The organism is Nocardia neocaledoniensis, assembly GCF_003182135.1.
Lineage (GTDB): Bacteria > Actinomycetota > Actinomycetes > Mycobacteriales > Mycobacteriaceae > Nocardia > Nocardia neocaledoniensis.
On the sequence record NZ_QGTL01000015.1, the window covers coordinates 115,564 to 134,391 of the forward strand.

Consider the following 18,828-nt stretch of genomic DNA (forward strand, 5'->3'; position numbering starts at 1 on the left):
TACAGCACCGCCCGCCCCTGCGCGCCGGTCAGTCGCGGAAGGCGTCCTTCACCTTCTCGCCGGCGTCCTTCAGGTTCGACTTGGCCTGTTCGCCGCGGCCCTCGTTCTCGAGGTCGCGATCGTCGGTGGCCTTGCCGGCGGCTTCCTTGGCCTTACCGGCGAGCTCCTCGGCCTTGTTCTTCGCCTTGTCCGCCAAGCTCATGGCATTCCTTCCCGTCAGCTGCTCGGTCACGTGGTGACCGTGGGCCGTCTGGGGGACCCACGACGGCGTTACCCGGACCCGCCGGGGGCAAACAGGATTCACGCGACGACCCGGATCGTCTCCAGGGTCGGATCGCTCGCGTCGGGCACGTTCATCCCGGCCGCCAGCCCGGTGCGCAGGTACTCCACGACGGCCGCGTCGATGCGTTCACCCGGCACGATCACCGGGATCCCGGGCGGGTACGGGGTGAGCTGCTCGGCGGCGATCCGGCCCGCCGCCGACTCGGCGGGCACTGCCTGGGTGGGGGCGAAGAACGCGTCGCGCGGCAGCATCACCGTGTCCAGCTGCAAGTCCTCCGGCGCGGGCAGCCGGATCTCGGGCGGCGACGGGTCGCGCAGTCCCGCCCGCCACAGCGCCAGGCCGTCCACCAGCGCGTCGACGGTCGTGTTGTCGTCGGCGCAGGACAGGGTCGCCAGCACGCGCCGGTGGTCGCTGAGCCCGAGGTCGATGTTGCGGTGCGCGCGCAGCCAGTCGGCGGCGTCGTAGCCGGTGGCGCCCGTTCCGGAGACGTCGACGAGCACCTGCAGCAGGTCCAGGTCGTGGGAGGCCTCTACACCCAGCAGGACGTCGTGCATCACCTCGCAGCCGCCGATCTCGTCCAGATCGGCCCTGGCGCGCTTGGCCAGTGCCAGCGCGTCGCCGAGCAGATCGTGCCCGAATTCGACCATCTGCCTGCGCCATCCGTCGAGCGCGGTGTAGATCAGCACGTTCGGGCTGGTCGTCATCAGCAGGTCGGCGCAGCGGCGCAACCGCTGCGGATCCACCAGATCGCCCTGGACGTGGAACACCGATCCCTGCTCGAACCCCATGCCCATCTTGTGCACGCTCACCACACAGACATCGGCGCCCACATCCATCGCCCAGGTGGGCAGGTCGGGGTGGAACGGCAGATGCGCGCCCCACGCCTCGTCGACGATGAGCGGTTTGCCGCGTGCGTGACACACCTCGGCGATGCCGCGCAGATCCGCGCAGGTGCCGTACGGGCTCGGGCTCACGATGAGCGCGCCCGCCGCGTCGGGGTGCTCGCGCCACGCCTGTTCCACCTGCTCCGGTGACGGCGGATGGGAGAAGTGCCGCTCGGCATCCCAGCGCGGGGTGATCCAGCGGGGGCGTAGCCCTGAGAAGATCAGCCCGGCCACGATCGACTTGTGGCTGTCCCTGGCGACCAGCAGGCCGCCGTCGTTCCCGCCCGCCACCGCGAGCATCGCCGCCTTCACCGACAGCGAACTGCCGCAGGTGGAGAAGAACGCGGCCTCCGCGCCGACCGCGTCGGCCATGAGTTCCTCTGCCTCGGAAAGCACTTCACCGCGGGCCAGCCGATCGTCGAGCCCGGGCGCGGCGAGGATGTCCGAGGCGAACGCGTCGGCGCCCAGTGCCGCGAGCACCCGCCCGTCGACCCCGCGGCCCTGCCGGTGCCCGGGCGGGGTGAAACCGTAGCGGCCGAGATCGTGGTACTCCGCCACGGCGGCGACGAGCGGCGCTCTGCTGTGATCCATGGGATCGACCTCCTGGTGTCCGGCGCTCAGGACGCGGGTTCGATCCGCGCCCAGGCGCGATGTTCGCCGAGATGGGTGAGCAAGCGGTCGGTGGCGATGCCCGCGTCGCCCACCGTCACCCCCGGCGCGTCCGGGTCCACGCCGTTGCGATGCAGCAGCGACGCGGCCGTGCCGATCGCGGCGATCGCCTTGCCGTGCCGCCACATCTCGGCGATCAGCACGTCGACGCGCGGGTCGACCGGCCCGCCGAGCAGCACCAACCCGTCGAACTCGATCGAGCGCATGGTGGCGAAGGTGCGGTCCACCGGCACCGCGCCCATCGTCCCGGCCCGTGCGGCCACCAGCAGCGGCCGGACCCGTGCCCCCGTCAAGGCCTCGCGCACCTCCGCGATCGCCGCCTCGGTGGCGGTGTCGTCCACCAGCACCGCGACCGTACGGCCGTCCACCGGAAAGGCGCCGTGTCGTTGCGACAGTGCGGGACTCGGCGCCAGCTCGCGGGTTTCGACGGTGGCCGCCGGAGTGTCGAGGCCGAGCTGCCCGGCGACGTACCCGGCCAGATCCCCGTCGACATTCGCCAGCATCTGCACGCCGCGCGCCCGGATCGCCTGCTCCGAACACTTGCCGAGCTCGAACGCGAACGCGTCGGCCAGATGCTGCCGCTCCCCGGCGGTGAGGCTGCGATAGAACATCCGCGGCTGCGAGAAGTGATCGGCGAAGGAGACCTCGGCCTCGGCGCTGTCGGCCGAGGTGCGCAGCGTGGCGGCGGGCGGCGGGATGGGCGTCGGTGTTTCCTCATAGGCCTGATCGGCGAAACTCGCCGCGTACGGGCAGCCGCCGCCCAGCGAATTCGGTTTGTACGGCGCGATTCCCGGATGTACCGCGCTCTGGTGCATGCCGTCGCGGAACATGTCGTTGATCGCGGTGTGCGGGGTGTTGATCGGCAGCTGAGCGAAATTGGGCCCGCCCAGCCTGCTGATCTGGGTGTCGAGATAGGAGAACAGCCTGCCCTGCAACAGCGGATCATCGGTCACCTCGATGCCCGGCACCAGATGGCTCGGGCAGAACGCCACCTGCTCGGTCTCGGCGAAGAAGTTCACCGGATTGGCGGTGAGGCGCATGGTTCCGATCACCCGCACCGGCGCGATCTCCTCCGGCACGATCTTCGTGGGATCCAGCAGATCGATACCCTCGAAGACGTGCTCCGGCGTATCCGGGAACACCTGGACCCCGAGATCCCATTCCGGGGTGTATCCGGCCTCGATGCTGTCGGCGAGGTCGCGACGATGGAAATCCGGATCGAATCCGGCGGTCAGCTGCGTTTCCTCCCACAGCATCGAATGCACGCCGAGGCGGGGCTTCCAATGGAATTTCACCAGACTCGTCGTGCCGTCGGCGGCGACGAGCCGGAAGGTGTGCACCCCGAATCCCTCCATCATCCGCAGCGAGCGCGGCAGCGCCCGGTCGGACATGTTCCAGAAGGTGTGCGCGGTCGCCTCCGAATGCAGGGTCACGAAATCCCAGAACGTGTCGTGCGCCGACTGCGCCTGCGGAATCTCCCTGTCCGGGTGCGGTTTTCCCGCGTGGATCACATCCGGGAACTTGATCGCCTCCTGGATGAAGAAGACCGGGATGTTGTTGCCGACCAGATCGTAGACGCCCTCGTCGGTGTAGAACTTCGTCGCGAAACCACGGGTGTCACGCACCGTATCGGCCGACCCGCGCGAGCCGAGCACCGTCGAGAACCGGACGAACACCGGCGTCCGCACGTCGGCGCCGAGGAATTTCGCCCTGGTCAGTTCCGCGGCGGCGCCGTTCGCCACGAACACGCCGTGCGCGCCCACTCCGCGCGCGTGCACCACCCGCTCCGGAATCCGTTCGTGATCGAAGTGGGTGATCTTCTCGCGTAAATGGATGTCCTGCAACAGGACCGGACCGCGGGGGCCCGCCTTGAGCGCGTGATCGGTGTCGGCCACGCCGAGTCCCTGTGCGGTGGTCAGCGCGGGGCCCTGTTGCGCGCGCACGCTCGCGTCGCCGGGAATCGGGGCGCCGGTCGGACCGCGCAGCTCCGGCCCCTCCTGATCCGGGGCTGGACCGGCCTGCTCGCACGGCCGGTCGGGATCCTCGTCGGGCGGAGTCGGCGGACGGGTGTATTCGGGAGGGATGTCGCTGTCGCTCATGTGTTCTCCCTTCAGAGAATGGGCCTGCCGCCGGTGACCGCGAGCCGGGCGCCGGAGATGTAGCTGCCGTCGTCGGCGGCGAGCAGGACGTACGCGGGGGCGAGCTCGGCGGGCTGACCGGCGCGGCCGAGCGGAGTGTTGTCGCCGAAGGACGCCACCTTCTCCGGCGGCATGGTCGACGGAATCAGCGGTGTCCAGATCGGGCCCGGCGCGACACTGTTCACCCTGATGCCCTTGTCGCCGAGCATCTGCGCCAGACTCGCCGACAGGTTCGCGATCGCGGCCTTGGTCGCGGCATACGGCGCCAGCGTCGGGTTGGGCATGTCGGAATTGACCGAAGAACTACCGATGATCGAGGAACCGGGCCGCATGTGCGGCACCGCCGCCTGCACCAGATGGAAATAGGCGGCCACGTTCACCTCGAACGTATAGGCGAACTCCGCGTCGCTGATCTCGGCCAGATCCGTGTGGGTCATCTGATAGGCCGCGTTGCTGACCAGGACGTCGACGGTGCCGAATTCCGCCACGGCCCGCGCGATGATCGCGCGGCAGTGCTCCGGATCGGACACGTCACCCGGCATCAGCACCGCCCGCTGACCCGCCTTGGTCACCCAATCGGCCACTTCCTGGGCGTCGCTGTCCTCGTCGAGATAGGAGATCAGCACATCGGCGCCCTCCCTGGCGAACGCGATGGCCACCGCGCGGCCGATGCCGCTGTCGGCCCCGGTGATCACCGTGGCCTTCCCGGTGAGCTTTCCCGAGCCGCGATAGCTTTCCTCGCCGCAATCCGGCACCGGCGTCATCGCCGACTGGATACCTGGCACGTTCTGCTGTTGTTCGGGAAAACCCATCGGTGGAACCTCCCGTCGAGGAATGGCCGTCCACGGGGGACTACCGCGATTTCCTGAAGCCAAACAACGATTGACCCAGGCTGGTTGGGGTAAGCGGCGCATATGGAAATCCTCGTGCTGATCGCACTCGTCATCGTCGTCGCGGTGGTGGTGCTGGTCCGGAAATTCCGGGGCACACCGCCGGATGAGCCGGAATCCACCGGCAACCCCCGATGAGTGACCGGAAACGAATGGCGGCCACCGCGCCGGGTAACCTGCCTGCGATCGGTGGAGGTGAAGCTGGGAGGCGTCGTGTGGGCAGATGATCGCGACACCGCACCCAGGACGCGAACCGTCGGGTTCCAGGTGCCCGCGGAGCTGGACCAGCTCACCATGGCGCACGCGCTGGCCGAGACGATCCTGCTGATCGGCGGCTTCGCCCTCGACGAGGTGACCGACCTGCTGTTGGCCCTCGACGAGGTGGTGACCGCGCTGGTGCTGGTCGCGGCGCCGGACGCGCTGGTCGACTGCGCCTTCACGGTGGGCGACGGCACGCTGGGTGCCAGGGTCGGGACGGTGGCCCGCTCGCCGGAGGCCATCGACGAGGACGCGTTCGGCTGGCACGTCGTGGCCACCCTGACCGACGCCTTGCGCACCGAATACGCCGAGTTCGACCCGGCCCTGGACGGCTTTCCGACCACGGTCGCCTTCGGCTGGATCCGGCGGTTCCAGGGGCCCGCCGCATCCTGACCGCCTGACCTCGCGGGGCAGCCGGAGGTATCGGATCGGTTCCCGTTGGGTACCCCTTGGTCATCCGACCCTCTCCGCCAGGAAAGCGAGGCACCCGGCGATGACAGAAGCAAGGACAGAAGCAAGGACACATTCACAGGGCGACAGCTACGACAACATCGAGCCCTGGTTCGAGAAGCTGCGGCTCACCTCACCCGATGACGCGAACTACGACGAACTGCGCGCACAGGTCATCAGCCTGTGCCTGCCGCTGGCCGATCACATCGCCCGCAAATTCACCGGACGCGGGGAACAATTCGACGACCTGGAGCAGACCGCCCGCGTAGGGCTGGTGCTCGCCGTGGACCGTTACGACGTGACCCGTGGGTCCTCGTTCCTCTCCTTCGCCATTCCGACGATCATGGGCGAGGTGCGCAGGCATTTCCGTGACCGCACCTGGGCGGTGCACGTTCCGCGCAGGCTCAAGGAGATCCAGCTGCGGATCGGCCCCGCCACCGAGGAGCTCTCGCAGCGGCTCGGGCGCATCCCGAACGCGCGCGAACTGGCGGAGGAGCTCGACGTCGACCTCGTGGAAGTCACCAGGACACTCGTCGCGGGCAACGGCTACCAGACCAATTCCATCGACGGCATCACCGACGACGACCGCGACAACGCGACCCCCGCGCTCACCGAGACCCTCGGTGTCGAGGAACCCTGCTATCAGCTCACCGAGGACGCGATCGCGGTACGTCCGCTGATCGCCGCGCTGCCCGAGGAGGAGCGCGAGGTCCTGATCATGCGGTTCTACGAGAACATGACCCAGAGCGAGATCGCGGCCAAGCTCGGCGTCTCGCAGATGCAGGTCTCGCGCATCCTCGCGCGGACGCTGACCTCCCTGCGGGAACAGGCACTCGCCGAACCGGAGCCGGTCACCTCGGCGTGACAGCAGGGGGATCCCGTGCGAGACTTGGGTCAGGTTGAGACTCCAGCCGACCCCGGTTTCGTGTCCGGGCTCGGTTCGACGTAGCCGGGTTCCGGCGAACCGGACGTTCCCGGTGCGCACAGGAGACCCGATGACCGCAGCCACCGATCGCCGACACACGAGTCGGCTGCGCTGGTACCGCCGCTCCACCACGCCGAACGGCGAGCCGGTGCTGGGCATCCACACCAGGACGGGTCCGGGCTGCTGGGTGCTGCTCGGGGGCAGTGAACTCGACGAGGCGCGCCGCGACGAATTCCAGGTGCTGCTCGACGGCGCGCTCAACTCCGGCGCTCGCGTGGTGATCCTGGATCTGCGGCGGACCGCGTTCCTGAGCATCCGGGTGGCCGCGTCGCTGGCCACCGCGAAGCGGACCATCGGAATGCGCGGGGTCGACCTGCGGCTCGTCGGCGGCGGGCAGCAGGTCCAGCGGGCGCTCGACCTGGTCGGAGTGCGGCCGCTGTTCCGGTACTACACCAGCGTCGACGAGGCCTCGACCGAGTGAATTGTTTCGGTCGGCCGCCCCCGGGTAGGCGCAGGGTGCACTCTCCTGACGCCACCAGCGGGGAGGAGACCTCGTGGATTCGATGGACCGGCTCATCGTGGTCTCGGCCGCAGCGCCGGCGATCCACCTCCGAGTCGAGGCAGACCTGAGGCGGCTCGCGCTCGTGCGCAAGATCGCCGAAACCTTCGCGGAGACCGCGCATTTCACCGCCGGCGAGATCGACGACATCGTGGTCGCCCTCGACGAGGCCGCCACCGGTCTGTTGCTCGCCGCGACGCCGGACGCGCAGCTGCACGTGCACCTCACCGCCGACGAGTTCCGCCTGCGGATGCGGCTCAGCGCCGTCTGCCTCACCTCGCGCCCGATCGACGGGGCGAGCCTGGGCTGGCGCGTACTCTCGGCCATCACCGAAAGACCGACGGTGGCGGGTGAGTCCTTCGACCCGGTGCGCGGTGGCTATCCGGTGACGATGGGGCTCACCCGCCATCGCCGCGTCCTCGGCCCCGGCTCACCTCACTGACGTCGGGGGGACTGCGCGTCGGCGCGGTTCTGCACCCGCCGATGTTCGGCCACGACCAGCCCGATGCCCGCCAGCAGGCACACCGCACAGGCGATCCCGGCGATGATCGCCCAGCCCTCGAAGCCGTATCCGGCAGCGGTGAGGGTGAGGGCGAGCAGCACCAGGCCGATGCCGGCGAGGATCAGGCCGGGCCAGTTGCGCACATCCTCGATCGACTCGCCCGCGTGCGGGCGGATGGTCCTGGCGTGGTCGGGGAACCGTTCCTCGGGGTCGTTCATCGCGGGCTCCTGTCGTTGCGGGCGAAAAGGGTCCTTCCGACGGCATGCCCCCTGTTCGGAAAGATAATCACGGCTGCGTGAAGGGCATGCGCCACAGTCGGATCGGTTACCCTGGGGGAGCGATTCAGGAAGGCTCGGTATGCCCATCAGGTTCCGTCAGCGCAAGTCCTTCGGCCCGCTGACGTTCAATTTCACCCAGTCCGGCCTGTCCTCGTGGGGGATCAAGATCGGGCCGTGGACCTGGAACTCCCGCACCAGGAAGAACAGCGTCGACCTGCCGGGTCCGCTGAGCTGGCGCCAGCGCTGACTCAGCCGATCGCGGGAACGCGTTCGGTCACCACCGGGGGCGGCGGGGGAGTGCCGTCGCCGAAGGGGCGCCCGCCCAGCTCCTCGCGGTGATGCGGGGTCAGCCAGTTCGACAGGTCGGGTCCGGCCGGCACGATGCCGGTGGGATTGATGTCGCGGTGCACCACGTAGTAGTGCTCCTTGATCTGGCCGAAGTCGATGGTGTCACCGAAGCCGGGCGTCTGGAACAGGTCGCGGGCGTAGGCCCACAGCACCGGCATCTCGGCGAGTTTGGCGCGGTTGCACTTGAAGTGGCCGTGGTAGACCGGATCGAACCGGACCAGCGTGGTGAACAGCCGCACATCGGCCTCGGTGATCGTGTCGCCGACGAGATACCGCTGCGTGGCGAGCCGCTCCGCGACGCGGTCCAGCGCGGCGAACAGCCGGGCGTAGGCGGCGTCGTAGGCATCCTGCGCCCCGGCGAAACCGCACCGGTAGACGCCGTTGTTGATGTCGCGGAACACCTCTCGATTGATCTCGTCGATCTGTCCGCGCAGGTGCTCCGGATACAGCTGCGGCGCGCCGGGGCGGTGATAGTCGGTCCACTCGGTCGAGAAGTCCAGGGTGATCTGGGCGTAGTCGTTGGTGACGACCTGCCCGGTCGGGATGTCGACGACGGCGGGCACGGTGATTCCGCGCGGATAGTCGGGGTACCTGGCCAGGTAGGCGTCGCGCAAGTGGTGGATGCCGAGAACCGGGTCGACCTCGCCGGGGTCGAGATCGAAAGTCCAGCTGAGCTTGTCGTGGGTCGGTCCGCACAGGCCCAGCGACAGAACCGGTTCCAAGCCGAGCAACCTGCGCACGATCAGCGTCCGATTGGCCCACGGACACGCACGCGCGGCGACGAGCCGGTACCGGTCGGGTTCGACGGGGTACCCGTCGCGACCGTCGGCGGTGATCCGCGTGGTGATGTAGTTGGTGTCGCGGCGGAACTCCCCGGCCTCGACATAGCTTCCCGCTCCGGCATCGCTCACCCCGCCAGTCTCGCAGACGGCGGCGCGCTCCGGAACGACCACGCGCGGGAATCGGCACGGCCAAATCCCGCAGGTCGGGGGAGTCGTAGGACAGAATGTCGCCATGCGGACATTTGCCAGGGTGTTGCACGCTGTCGTCGCCGGTGTTCTGCTCGTCTCGGCTGGTCACGGCGTCGCCGCCGCGGCTCCCTCGCCCGGCGTCGGGCACACGCAGCTCCCGTGGACCGCGGCCGGACCCGAGGGGCTGCTGGCCCCGGGCGCCGCGCTCGCCGACGGTGTCACCGGCACGGTGCTGTGGTCGCGCGAGGCGCACACCCGCGTCCCGATCGCCAGCATCGCCAAGGTGATGACCGCCGTGGTCGTGATCGTCAGCGGCGACCTCGACCGTCCGGTGACCGTGCCCCAGGAAGCCGCCGGGTACTGCGCCGGGCACAGCGGCAGCACCGCGGGCCTGGTGGCCGGCGAGGTGCTCACCGGCAGGCAGCTGCTCAACGCGCTGCTGCTGCCCTCCGGCTGCGACGCCGCCTACGCGCTGGCCGAGTCGTACGGTCCAGGTCAGGGCGGCTTCCTGGCCAGGATGAACGACACCGCGCGGGTCATGGGTCTGGCCAACACCCACTTCGCCGACCCCAGTGGCCTGCCGTACCCGCACGACCACGCCACCTTCTCCACCCCGGCCGATCTCGTCGCGCTCGGCGTGCGCGCCATGAACCTGCCCGCCTTCCGGGAGATCGTCGGTTCCCGCGAGTTCCACGTCCCCGCCGGGCCGGCCAACCGCGAGCACCACTGGCAGACCACCAACCGCCTGCTGCTCGAATACCCGGGCACCATCGGCATCAAGACCGGCAACACCAACGCCGCGGGCCACTGCCTGCTGTTCGAGACCGTGCGCGCGGGCATCCCGCTGATCGGCGTGGTCCTGCACAGCTCCGACCACAGCAGCGCCGAGGCCAAGGCCGACGCCGAACGCATGCTCAACTGGGCCTACGACCCGATCGTCGGCGCCCTGGGCTCGGCCGCCCGCTGAGCGGCGAGAAACCGTTCAGCGCAGGGGGATCGGGCCGCGGAACCGGCGGGCGACCGCACCGAGTTGCCTGACCTCGAGCATCGCGAACGGCGAACCGTGCAGCACCGCCAGCAGCCGGCCCACCCGATCGTTGCGTGACCGATCCCGCGGCAGCGCACCGTGAATGGCCTCGTGGATCAGCGACCAGGACGGGGTGTGCCATCCACGCGCCGTCCGCGACAGGGCCGGACGGACCGTCAGCGGGCGCCGACGATCCGCAACGCCATCTCGGCGTAGGCGTCGCCGATGTCCTCGGGACTCCACGCGCCCTCGTCGCGATACCACCGCGCGATGTCGATGCCGAGCGAGAGCAGTGCCACCGCGGCCATCCGCGTGTCGGGCACGTCGAAGGCGCCGGTGGCGACACCGCGCTCGACCAGATCGCGGATCTCCCGGTCGATCTGCTGGCGGATCGCGCGGATCTCGGCGTGGTGTTCGGGCGTCAACGCGGCCAGCTCGTAGTTGACGATGCGGGCGCTGGTGTGACCGCGCGCGTGGTGGGCGGCGAAGGCGCGGATCACGTTGCGCAGCGCGGTCACCGGATCGGGATCCGAGCCCGCCGCCTCGATGACGAGGTTCAGCGTCACCTCGTGACCCGACCGCGAGATCAGGTACAGCAGTTCCTCTTTGGACTTGTGGTGGACGTACACCGCCGCCGGGCTCATCCCCGCGGCCGAGGCGATGTCGCGCGTGGTGGTGCCGTTGAAGCCCTTGTCGGCGAAGGCCGCGACGGCGGCTTCCAGGAGCCGGGCTCGGGTCGCGTCGCCGCGGGGTTCGGTGGTCTCGGTCATGTCAGGGGCCATTATCCCGCGCGGTACGCGCCGGCCCCGCAGCGGGCGTGGGTGACGTGGATTACACGACTGGGTCACAGTGCACCCCTTGACGGTCGGGTGTGATCTCCTGCACCATACACCTAAGCAAGCGCTTAGTTACCAAAGGAGTTTCCATGCCGGAAGCCGTGATCGTCGCCGCCGCGCGATCCCCGATAGGTCGAGCGGGCAAGGGCTCGCTCAAGGACATGCGCCCCGACGACCTCACCGTCCAGATGGTGCGCGCGGCGCTGGCCCAGGTGCCGAATCTGAACCCGGCCGAGGTCGAGGACCTCGTCCTCGGCTGCGGGCAGCCCGCGGGCGAATCCGGGTTCAACATCGCCAGGGTGGTCGCGGTACTGGCCGGACTCGACGCCGTGCCCGGCACGACCGTCAACCGCTACTGTTCGTCGAGCCTGCAGACCACCCGGATGGCCTTGCACGCCATCAAGGCCGGCGAGGGCGACGTGTTCATCTCCGCCGGCGTCGAGACCGTCAGCCGCTTCACCAAGGGCAACGCCGACGGCCTGCCCGACACCCAGAACCCGGTCTTCGCCGACGCCGTGGCGCGCACGGCGCAGCGGGCCGAGGGCGGCGCCGCGCCGTGGGCCGACCCGCGCGCCAACGCCTCGCTCCCGGATGTGTACATCGCCATGGGGCAGACCGCGGAGAACGTCGCCCAGTACACCGGGATCACCCGCGCCGAGCAGGACGCGTTCGGTGTGCGCTCGCAGAATCTGGCCGAGAAGGCCATCGCGAACGGTTTCTGGGCCACCGACATCACCCCGGTGACGCTGCCCGACGGCACGGTGGTCAGCGCCGATGACGGCCCCCGCGCGGGGGTCACGCTCGAGGCGGTGAGCCAGCTGAAGCCGGTCTTCCGGCCCGACGGCACCGTGACCGCGGGCAACTGCTGCGCGCTCAACGACGGCGCGGCCGCGCTGGTGATCATGTCCGACACCAAGGCCAGGGACCTCGGCCTGGTACCGCTTGCGCGGGTCGTCAGCACCGGGGTGTCCGGGCTGTCGCCGGAGATCATGGGCCTGGGCCCGATCGAGGCGTCGAAGCAGGCGCTGCGTCGTGCCGGTCTCACCATCGACGACATCGACCTGGTCGAGATCAACGAGGCGTTCGCCGTCCAGGTGCTCGGCTCGGCCCGCGAACTCGGCATTCCCGAGGACAAGCTCAACGTCAACGGCGGCGCGATCGCCGTGGGTCATCCGTTCGGCATGACCGGTGCCCGCATCACCAGCACCCTGATCAACTCGCTGCGCTTCCACGACAAGCAGTTCGGGTTGGAGACGATGTGTGTCGGTGGCGGCCAGGGTATGGCCATGGTGCTGGAGCGGCTGTCGTGACCGGCCGGTTCGCGGGCAAGACCGCGATCGTCACCGGCGCCAGCCGGGGTATCGGGCTCGGCATCGCGCAGCGGCTGGTCGAGGACGGCGCGAAGGTCGTCATCACCGCCCGCAAGAAGGACGCCCTGGACGAGGCGGTCGCGCAGCTCGGCGGTCCCGAGTACGCGCTCGGCGTGGCCGGGCCCTCCGACGATGCCGCGCATCAGGAAGACACGCTCGCCCAGGCGATCGCGACGTTCGGCAGCGCCGATCTGCTGGTCAACAACACCGGCATCAACCCGGTGTACGGGCCGATGATCGACCTGGACCTGGCCGCGGCGCGCAAGATCGTCGAGGTCAACTGCCTGGCCGCGCTGGCCTGGACCCAGCAGGCGCACAAGGCGTGGATGGGCGAGCACGGCGGTGCCGTGGTGAACGTGTCGTCGGTGGCGGGGATCAAGCCCGCGCCCGGCATCGGTTTCTACGGCGCCAGCAAGGCGATGCTGACCTACCTCACCCAGGAACTGGCGGTGGAGCTCGGTCCGGACATCCGCGTCAACGCGGTGGCGCCCGCCGTGGTGAAGACCAGGTTCGCCACCGCGCTCTACGAAGGCCGTGAGCAGGAAGTTTCCAGCGCTTACCCCCTGAAGCGGCTGGGTGTGCCCGAGGATGTAGCCGGCGCGGTGACATTCCTGCTCTCCGCCGACGCCGCGTGGATCACCGGCCAGTTGCTCGTCGTCGACGGCGGCGTCACGCTGACCGGCGGCGTCTGAACCACCATCCCCAAGAGGAGAATTCCATGAGCACCACCAGAACCGCCATCGTCACCGGCGCGGCCCGTGGCATCGGTGCGGGCGTGGCCCGCCGCCTGGCCGCCGACGGGCTGGCCGTCGCGGTCGTCGACCTCGACGAGGCCGCCTGTAAGCCGGTCGTCGAGGAGATCGAGGCCGCCGGTGGCCGCGCCGTCGCGATCGGCGCCGACGTGGCCGACGAAGCCGCTGTCCAGGCGGCCGTGGAGCGCGTCGCCGCCGAGCTCGGCGCGCCGACCGTGCTGGTCAACAACGCCGGGGTCATCCGCGACAACATGCTGTTCAAGATGAGCGTCGAGGACTGGGACCTCGTCATGAACGTGCATCTGCGCGGCGCCTTCCTGATGACGCGCGCGGCCCAGAAGTACATGACCGAGGCCGAGTTCGGCCGCATCGTCAACCTGTCGAGCACCTCGGCGCTGGGCAACCGCGGCCAGGCCAACTACTCCGCCGCCAAGGCCGGCGTGCAGGGCTTCACCAAGACTCTGGCCCTGGAACTCGGCAAGTTCGGCGTCACCGCCAACGCGATCGCGCCCGGTTTCATCGAGACCGAGATGACCGCGGCCACGGCCGCGCGCATCGGCGTCCCGTTCGAGGACTTCAAAGCCTTCGCGGCCAAGGAGATCCCGGTCGCGCGCACCGGTGTGCCCGACGACATCGCGCACGCCGTGTCGTTCTTCGTCAGCGAGGGCGCCGGGTTCGTCTCCGGACAGGTGCTCTACGTGGCCGGAGGTCCCAAGGCATGAGGACATTCGACGGCCTGGCCGAGCTCGAAGCCGTGGTCGGCACGCATCTCGGATACTCGGAGTGGCACGCGATCACCCAGGACCAGGTGAACACCTTCGCCGAGGCGACCGGTGACCACCAGTGGATCCACGTCGACACCGAGAAGGCCGCGCAGGGGCCGTTCGGCACCACCATCGCGCACGGCTACCTCACCCTGTCGCTGGTGCCGATGCTGGTCTCGGAGATCTACCGGATCGACGGCGTCAAGATGGGCGTCAACTACGGATCCAACAAGCTTCGCTTCCCGGCGCCGGTTCCGGTCGGGTCGAAGGTGCGCGCCGGGGTCGAGCTCGTCTCGGTCACGCCGGGGGCGGGCGGGCACCTGGTCACCGCGAAGGTCGTGATCGAGCGCGAGGGCGGCGACAAGCCGGTCTGCGTGGTCGAGACCGTCTCGCTCGTGGTGGCGTGATGGCGACCGGCACCGAGCTGCCCGGGCTCGACCTCGACCGCCTCGGTCCGTGGCTGCGCGCGGCCGTTCCCGGCGTCGGCGCCGACCTCACCGGACGAGTGCTGGCGGGCGGCAGGTCCAACCTCACCTACACGGTGAGTGACGGCGCGTCGTCCTGGATCGTGCGCAGGCCGCCGCTGGGCCACGTCCTGGCGACCGCGCACGACATGGCGCGCGAGTACCGGGTGATGGCGGCCCTGCGGCAGACCTCGGTGCCGGTCCCCGCCATGTACGCGCTGTGCGAGGACGCCGAGGTCATCGGCGCGCCGTTCTATGTGATGGAGCTGGTCGCGGGACGGCCGTACCGGCATGCCGCCGAACTGGCCGAACTGGGATCGGAACGCACACAGGCGATGTCGGCCGCACTGGTCGACACCCTCGCCGACCTGCACGCCGTCGACCCCGCCGCGGTCGGGCTCGCCGATTTCGGCAGGCCGGAGGGCTTCCTCACCCGCCAGGTGAGTCGCTGGAAGAAGCAGCTCGACGCCTCGCGCACCCGTGACCTGCCCCTGGCCGACGAACTGCACGCGCTGCTGGCCGCCGACGTACCGGCCGAATCGACCGTGGGGATCGTGCACGGCGACTACCGGCTCGACAATGTGCTCGTCGACGACCGGGACCGCCCGGCGGCCGTGATCGACTGGGAGATGGCCACTCTCGGTGATCCGCTCACCGACCTGGCGTTGATGGTCGTCTACGGACGGCTGGCCGCCCAGCTCGGGCGCAACGCCGTCGTCGCCGACGCGACCTCGGCCCCGGGTTTCCTGTCCGAGGACGAGATCATCGCGCGCTACACCGCGCGCAGCGACCGCGACATGTCCCGGTTCGGCTTCTACCTCGGCCTCGCCGCGTTCAAACTGGCCGTGATCATCGAGGGCATCCACTACCGCTTCCTGCGCGGGCAGACCGTCGGCGCGGGTTTCGACGCGCTCGGTGACGCGGTCGAACCCCTGCTCGACACCGGCCGTACCGCCTTGAAGGAGCATCGCTGATGGACTTCGCCTACGACGCGCGCACCGAGGAATTGCGCGCCACGCTGCTGGATTTCATGGACAGCCACATCTATCCGGCCGAATCCGTGTTCGCCGCGCAGCTCGCCCAGCTCGACGACCGCTGGGCCTGGGACTCGGTGCCCGTGCTGGCCGAGCTGCGCGCCGAGGCTCGCCGCCGCGGGCTGTGGAATCTGTTCCTGCCCGGCGAACACGGCGCGGGCCTGACCAATGCCCAGTACGCGCCGCTGGCCGAGATCACTGGCCGCAGTGCGCATCTGGCGCCCGCCGTGCTCAACTGCGCCGCGCCAGACACCGGCAACATGGAGGTGCTCGCGCTCTTCGGCGACGAGCACCAGCGCGAGCGGTGGCTGGAACCGTTGCTGGACGGGCGGATCCGCTCGGCCTTCGCGATGACCGAACCCGATGTCGCGTCGTCGGACGCCACGAACATCGCCACCAGGATCGAACGCGACGGCGACGACTACGTCCTCAACGGCCGCAAGTGGTGGATCACCGGGGCCATGAACCCCAACTGCCAGATCTTCATCGTCATGGGCAAGACCGATCCCGCGGCCGGCCGGCACCGTCAGCAGTCGATGATCCTGGTTCCCCGCGACACTCCCGGCCTGGAAATCCAGCGCGGCATGGAGGTTTTCGGCTACGACGACCACGACCACGGCGGTCACGCCGAGCTGTCGTTCACCGATGTCCGGGTGCCCGCGGCCAACCTGATCGGCGGCGAGGGCGCCGGTTTCGCCATCGCCCAGGCCCGTCTCGGGCCCGGCCGGATCCACCACTGCATGCGCGCGATCGGCATCGCCGAACGGGCCGTCGAGCTGATGTGCGCCCGGGCCGAGCAGCGTGTCGCGTTCGGCAAGCCACTCGCGGAGCAAGGAGTGATCCGCGACTGGATCGCCGAGTCGCGGGTCAAGCTCGAACAGTTGCGGCTCTTGGTGCTCAAGACCGCCTGGTTGATGGACACGGTCGGGAACAAGGGCGCGCACACCGAGATCCAGGCGATCAAGATCGCCACCCCGTCGACCGTGCAGTGGATTCTGGACAAGGCCATCCAGGTCCACGGCGCGGGCGGACTGTCCCAGGACTTCCCGCTCGCGGCGGCCTACGCCGGCATCCGGACGTTGCGCTTCGCCGACGGCCCGGACGAGGTCCACAAGAACGCGCTCGCCAAGAGCGAGCTGAGCAGGCAGCGGGAGACGCGATGACCCTCGACGACTTGACCGGGCGGATCGAGGAATTCCTCGCGGCCAACGACCCGGCCGCCACCGACCGCCTCGACTTCCTGCGCGCCCGCTACGACGCCGGACTGGCCTGGGTGTACTTCCCGGTCGGGTTCGGCGGGCTCGGCCTGTCGCGCGGCCGGCAGCCCGAGGTCGACCGCCTGTTCGCCGAAGCCGGTGCGCCGGACAACAATCCGAGTGCCAATGTCATCGGGCTCGGGATGGCGGGCCCGACGATCCTCGCCTGCGGCACCGAGGAGCAGAAGCGGCGGTTCCTGCGTCCGCTGTGGACCGGCGAGGAGATCTGGTGCCAGCTGTTCAGTGAGCCGGGCGCCGGTTCCGATCTGGCCAATGTGAGCACCCGTGCGGTTCGCGACGGCGACGAGTGGGTCGTCAACGGCCAGAAGGTGTGGACCTCGAGCGCGCATCTGGCGCAGTTCGCGATCCTGCTGGCCCGCACCGACGCCGCGATCCCCAAGCACCGCGGCATGACGTTCTTCCTCATCGACATGACCCAGCCCGGGGTGGAGGTGCGCCCGCTGCGCCAGATCACCGGGGAGGCCGAGTTCAACGAGGTCTTCCTCACCGACGCCAGGGTGCCCGACACGCAGCGTCTCGGCGCCGAGGGCGACGGCTGGCGCGTGGCCAACACCACGCTCAACACCGAGCGGGTCGCCATCGGCGGCAAGGACTCCGCGCGTGAGGACGGCATGATCGGCGTGGTCGCCCGCACCTGGCGCGCGAACCCCGAACGGCGCACCCCGGAACTGCACGACCGGCTGCTGCGGCTGTGGGTCGACGCCGAGGTCGCCCGGCTGACCGGCGCGCGCCTGCAGCAGAAGCTGGCCAAGGGGATGCCGGGCCCGGAGGGTTCGGCCATGAAACTGATCTTCGCCAAGTGCGCGCAGCAGCTGTCCGGCCTCGAGCTCGAACTCCTGGGGGCGCAGGGCCTGCGCTACTCCGACTGGACCATGGTGCGGCCCGAGTCCGTCGACTTCAACGGGCGCGACGCCGGCTACCGCTACCTGCGGGCCAAGGGCAACTCGATCGAGGGCGGCACCTCGGAGATCCTGCGCAACATCGTCGCCGAGCGAGTCCTCGGCCTGCCCGCCGAACCGCGGGCCGACAAGGACCGTCCCTGGAAGGAGGTCGCGCGATGAACGACCTGAACCTGGTCTACACCGAGGTCGAGGACGAGCTGCGCGGCGTGGTCTCCGCGGTCCTGACCGCGCACTGCGCACCCGCCGCGGTCACCGCGCTCTACGACGGCGACCGCGCGCTGGTCGCCGGGCTCTGGAAGAACATCGCCGTCGACCTCGGCCTGGCGGGCCTGCTCGTCCCCGAGGAGCTCGGTGGCGCGGGCGCTTCGGCCCGCGAGGCCGCCGTGGTGCTCGAGGAACTGGGCCGGTTCGCCGCGCCGGTGCCGTTCCTCACCAGCGCGGTCGTCGCCACCACCGCCCTGCTCGGCGCCGCCGATCCGCTGCTCGGCGCGCTCGCGGCGGGGGAGCGGACCGCGGCGCTGGCGGTGCCGCTGTCGCTGGCGCCGGACGAGCCGATTCCCGCCCTCACCCTCGGCGCCGACGGCTCGCTCAGCGGCACGGTGACCAGTGTCGCGGGCGCGCTCGAAGCCGATGTCCTGCTGGTGCCCGCCGCCGGGCCCGACGGCATCGCGCTCTACGCGGTCGCGGCTGCCGACGCCGAACTCGCGCCGGTCGTCTCCCTGGACATGAGCCGTCACCTGGCGGATCTGACGCTGCGCGCGGCCCCCGCGCGGCGCGTGGCGGGCGACGGCGCCGACGCGGTGCGCCGTGCGCTCACCGCCGGTGCGGCGCTGCTGGCCTCCGAACAGTACGGCGTGGCCAGGTGGTGTCTGGAGGACACGGTCGCCTACCTGAAGGAACGTCGCCAGTTCGGGCGCGTCGTCGGCGGCTTCCAGGCGATCAAACACCGGCTCGCCGACCTCTACACCGAGATCGAATCGGCCGCCGCCGCGGCCAGGTACGCCGCGGCCACGCTCGCGGCGGACGACGCCGACCTCCCCGTGGCGGCGAGCGTCGCCCAGGCCTACTGCGGCGAGGTCGCGGTCCACGCCGCGGAGGAAGCGGTGCAGCTGCACGGCGGCATGGGCATGACCTGGGAGCATCCGGCGCACCTGTACCTCAAGCGGGCCAAGGCCGACCAGATCGCCTTCGGCACCGCCGGTCACCACCGTGCGCGCCTGGCCGAGCTGATCGAACTCCCCGCCTAG

The 18,828-nt window shown here is 69.9% G+C and carries 21 protein-coding genes; 14 read left to right on the forward strand and 7 right to left on the reverse strand.

Annotated features, from left to right (window positions below; genetic code table 11):
• Positions 1 to 28 precede the first annotated feature (28 nt).
• The 4 genes from DFR69_RS29770 to DFR69_RS29785 form a co-directional block, all read right to left on the reverse strand.
• Positions 29 to 202 carry a CsbD family protein gene (locus tag DFR69_RS29770; protein ID WP_110040987.1) on the reverse strand — a complete coding sequence of 58 codons (174 nt, stop codon included), beginning with the start codon at positions 200 to 202 and terminating at the stop codon, positions 29 to 31.
• Between the two features lie 98 nt (positions 203 to 300).
• Positions 301 to 1,758, reverse strand: a complete 1,458-nt coding sequence (locus tag DFR69_RS29775) for an aminotransferase class I/II-fold pyridoxal phosphate-dependent enzyme (RefSeq protein WP_110040988.1) — start codon at positions 1,756 to 1,758, stop codon at positions 301 to 303.
• A gap of 26 nt (positions 1,759 to 1,784) precedes the next feature.
• Entirely contained in the window at positions 1,785 to 3,935 is a 2,151-nt protein-coding gene (locus DFR69_RS29780) for a catalase (RefSeq protein WP_110040989.1), read from the reverse strand.
• Between the two features lie 11 nt (positions 3,936 to 3,946).
• Complete coding sequence (locus tag DFR69_RS29785; RefSeq protein ID WP_110040990.1) at positions 3,947 to 4,786, reverse strand: glucose 1-dehydrogenase; 840 nt, start codon at positions 4,784 to 4,786, stop codon at positions 3,947 to 3,949.
• 291 nt (positions 4,787 to 5,077) lie between these two features.
• Here DFR69_RS29785 and DFR69_RS29790 point away from each other — a divergent pair, with 291 nt between their 5' ends.
• The 4 genes from DFR69_RS29790 to DFR69_RS29805 all read left to right on the forward strand — a co-directional run bounded on the left by DFR69_RS29790 (position 5,078) and on the right by DFR69_RS29805 (position 7,498).
• Positions 5,078 to 5,515: an anti-sigma factor gene (locus tag DFR69_RS29790; RefSeq protein ID WP_110041068.1), complete on the forward strand. Its 438-nt coding sequence runs from the start codon at positions 5,078 to 5,080 to the stop codon at positions 5,513 to 5,515.
• Positions 5,516 to 5,615: 100 nt separating this feature from the next.
• The gene (locus tag DFR69_RS29795) at positions 5,616 to 6,437 is read left to right on the forward strand and encodes an RNA polymerase sigma factor SigF (RefSeq protein WP_110040991.1); all 822 of its coding nucleotides are present in this window, start codon (positions 5,616 to 5,618) and stop codon (positions 6,435 to 6,437) included.
• A 130-nt stretch (positions 6,438 to 6,567) separates the two neighbouring features.
• Entirely contained in the window at positions 6,568 to 6,978 is a 411-nt protein-coding gene (locus DFR69_RS29800) for an STAS domain-containing protein (RefSeq protein WP_110040992.1), read from the forward strand.
• 73 nt (positions 6,979 to 7,051) lie between these two features.
• Positions 7,052 to 7,498 (forward strand): ATP-binding protein, encoded by a 447-nt coding sequence (locus DFR69_RS29805; RefSeq protein WP_110040993.1) that lies wholly within the window; start codon positions 7,052 to 7,054, stop codon positions 7,496 to 7,498.
• On the opposite strand, the gene DFR69_RS29810 is transcribed toward DFR69_RS29805, so the two are convergent.
• Positions 7,492 to 7,776 (reverse strand): hypothetical protein, encoded by a 285-nt coding sequence (locus tag DFR69_RS29810; protein WP_110040994.1) that lies wholly within the window; start codon positions 7,774 to 7,776, stop codon positions 7,492 to 7,494. The two genes, DFR69_RS29805 and DFR69_RS29810, sit on opposite strands and share 7 nt — an antisense overlap.
• Before the next feature lie 139 nt (positions 7,777 to 7,915).
• Between DFR69_RS29810 and DFR69_RS29815 the strand changes: the two genes are divergently transcribed.
• Positions 7,916 to 8,083, forward strand: a complete 168-nt coding sequence (locus tag DFR69_RS29815) for a DUF4236 domain-containing protein (protein ID WP_110040995.1) — start codon at positions 7,916 to 7,918, stop codon at positions 8,081 to 8,083.
• Between the two features lies 1 nt (position 8,084).
• Here the strand turns inward: DFR69_RS29815 and DFR69_RS29820 are convergent, their stop codons facing one another.
• The gene (locus DFR69_RS29820; RefSeq protein WP_110040996.1) at positions 8,085 to 9,095 is read right to left on the reverse strand and encodes a glutathione S-transferase family protein; all 1,011 of its coding nucleotides are present in this window, start codon (positions 9,093 to 9,095) and stop codon (positions 8,085 to 8,087) included.
• A gap of 103 nt (positions 9,096 to 9,198) precedes the next feature.
• On the opposite strand from DFR69_RS29820, the gene DFR69_RS29825 reads away from it, so the two are divergent.
• Positions 9,199 to 10,122: a D-alanyl-D-alanine carboxypeptidase family protein gene (locus DFR69_RS29825; protein WP_244198529.1), complete on the forward strand. Its 924-nt coding sequence runs from the start codon at positions 9,199 to 9,201 to the stop codon at positions 10,120 to 10,122.
• A 236-nt stretch (positions 10,123 to 10,358) separates the two neighbouring features.
• Here the strand turns inward: DFR69_RS29825 and DFR69_RS29830 are convergent, their stop codons facing one another.
• Positions 10,359 to 10,952 (reverse strand): TetR/AcrR family transcriptional regulator, encoded by a 594-nt coding sequence (locus DFR69_RS29830; RefSeq protein ID WP_110040998.1) that lies wholly within the window; start codon positions 10,950 to 10,952, stop codon positions 10,359 to 10,361.
• A 155-nt stretch (positions 10,953 to 11,107) separates the two neighbouring features.
• Here DFR69_RS29830 and DFR69_RS29835 point away from each other — a divergent pair, with 155 nt between their 5' ends.
• The 8 genes from DFR69_RS29835 to DFR69_RS29870 are packed head-to-tail and all read left to right on the forward strand — an operon-like array spanning position 11,108 to position 18,828.
• A complete protein-coding gene (locus DFR69_RS29835; protein ID WP_110040999.1) occupies positions 11,108 to 12,328 on the forward strand; it encodes an acetyl-CoA C-acetyltransferase in 1,221 nt (406 codons plus the stop codon).
• On the forward strand, positions 12,325 to 13,080 hold the full coding sequence (locus DFR69_RS29840; RefSeq protein WP_110041000.1) for an SDR family oxidoreductase: 756 nt from the start codon (positions 12,325 to 12,327) through the stop codon (positions 13,078 to 13,080). Before DFR69_RS29835 ends, DFR69_RS29840 begins: the two co-directional genes overlap by 4 nt.
• Before the next feature lie 26 nt (positions 13,081 to 13,106).
• Positions 13,107 to 13,862, forward strand: a complete 756-nt coding sequence (gene fabG / locus DFR69_RS29845) for a 3-oxoacyl-ACP reductase FabG (protein WP_110041001.1) — start codon at positions 13,107 to 13,109, stop codon at positions 13,860 to 13,862.
• Complete coding sequence (locus DFR69_RS29850; protein WP_110041002.1) at positions 13,859 to 14,311, forward strand: MaoC family dehydratase; 453 nt, start codon at positions 13,859 to 13,861, stop codon at positions 14,309 to 14,311. Before fabG ends, DFR69_RS29850 begins: the two co-directional genes overlap by 4 nt.
• Positions 14,311 to 15,342 (forward strand): phosphotransferase family protein, encoded by a 1,032-nt coding sequence (locus DFR69_RS29855; protein WP_110041003.1) that lies wholly within the window; start codon positions 14,311 to 14,313, stop codon positions 15,340 to 15,342. Before DFR69_RS29850 ends, DFR69_RS29855 begins: the two co-directional genes overlap by 1 nt.
• Positions 15,342 to 16,565, forward strand: a complete 1,224-nt coding sequence (locus DFR69_RS29860; RefSeq protein ID WP_110041004.1) for an acyl-CoA dehydrogenase family protein — start codon at positions 15,342 to 15,344, stop codon at positions 16,563 to 16,565. Before DFR69_RS29855 ends, DFR69_RS29860 begins: the two co-directional genes overlap by 1 nt.
• The gene (locus DFR69_RS29865) at positions 16,562 to 17,740 is read left to right on the forward strand and encodes an acyl-CoA dehydrogenase family protein (protein ID WP_110041005.1); all 1,179 of its coding nucleotides are present in this window, start codon (positions 16,562 to 16,564) and stop codon (positions 17,738 to 17,740) included. The genes DFR69_RS29860 and DFR69_RS29865 overlap by 4 nt, the downstream gene beginning before the upstream one ends.
• Entirely contained in the window at positions 17,737 to 18,828 is a 1,092-nt protein-coding gene (locus DFR69_RS29870) for an acyl-CoA dehydrogenase family protein (RefSeq protein WP_110041006.1), read from the forward strand. Before DFR69_RS29865 ends, DFR69_RS29870 begins: the two co-directional genes overlap by 4 nt.

Coding starts and splice junctions, on each gene's coding strand:
- DFR69_RS29770 (WP_110040987.1), bottom strand. CDS start 202: ATGAGCTTGGCGGACAAGGCGAAGAACAAGGCCGAGGAGCTCGCCGGT.
- DFR69_RS29775 (WP_110040988.1), bottom strand. CDS start 1,758: ATGGATCACAGCAGAGCGCCGCTCGTCGCCGCCGTGGCGGAGTACCAC.
- DFR69_RS29780 (WP_110040989.1), bottom strand. CDS start 3,935: ATGAGCGACAGCGACATCCCTCCCGAATACACCCGTCCGCCGACTCCG.
- DFR69_RS29785 (WP_110040990.1), bottom strand. CDS start 4,786: ATGGGTTTTCCCGAACAACAGCAGAACGTGCCAGGTATCCAGTCGGCG.
- DFR69_RS29795 (WP_110040991.1), top strand. CDS start 5,616: ATGACAGAAGCAAGGACAGAAGCAAGGACACATTCACAGGGCGACAGC.
- DFR69_RS29800 (WP_110040992.1), top strand. CDS start 6,568: ATGACCGCAGCCACCGATCGCCGACACACGAGTCGGCTGCGCTGGTAC.
- DFR69_RS29810 (WP_110040994.1), bottom strand. CDS start 7,776: ATGAACGACCCCGAGGAACGGTTCCCCGACCACGCCAGGACCATCCGC.
- DFR69_RS29815 (WP_110040995.1), top strand. CDS start 7,916: ATGCCCATCAGGTTCCGTCAGCGCAAGTCCTTCGGCCCGCTGACGTTC.
- DFR69_RS29825 (WP_244198529.1), top strand. CDS start 9,199: ATGCGGACATTTGCCAGGGTGTTGCACGCTGTCGTCGCCGGTGTTCTG.
- DFR69_RS29830 (WP_110040998.1), bottom strand. CDS start 10,952: ATGACCGAGACCACCGAACCCCGCGGCGACGCGACCCGAGCCCGGCTC.
- DFR69_RS29835 (WP_110040999.1), top strand. CDS start 11,108: ATGCCGGAAGCCGTGATCGTCGCCGCCGCGCGATCCCCGATAGGTCGA.
- fabG (WP_110041001.1), top strand. CDS start 13,107: ATGAGCACCACCAGAACCGCCATCGTCACCGGCGCGGCCCGTGGCATC.
- DFR69_RS29850 (WP_110041002.1), top strand. CDS start 13,859: ATGAGGACATTCGACGGCCTGGCCGAGCTCGAAGCCGTGGTCGGCACG.
- DFR69_RS29855 (WP_110041003.1), top strand. CDS start 14,311: ATGGCGACCGGCACCGAGCTGCCCGGGCTCGACCTCGACCGCCTCGGT.
- DFR69_RS29860 (WP_110041004.1), top strand. CDS start 15,342: ATGGACTTCGCCTACGACGCGCGCACCGAGGAATTGCGCGCCACGCTG.
- DFR69_RS29865 (WP_110041005.1), top strand. CDS start 16,562: ATGACCCTCGACGACTTGACCGGGCGGATCGAGGAATTCCTCGCGGCC.
- DFR69_RS29870 (WP_110041006.1), top strand. CDS start 17,737: ATGAACGACCTGAACCTGGTCTACACCGAGGTCGAGGACGAGCTGCGC.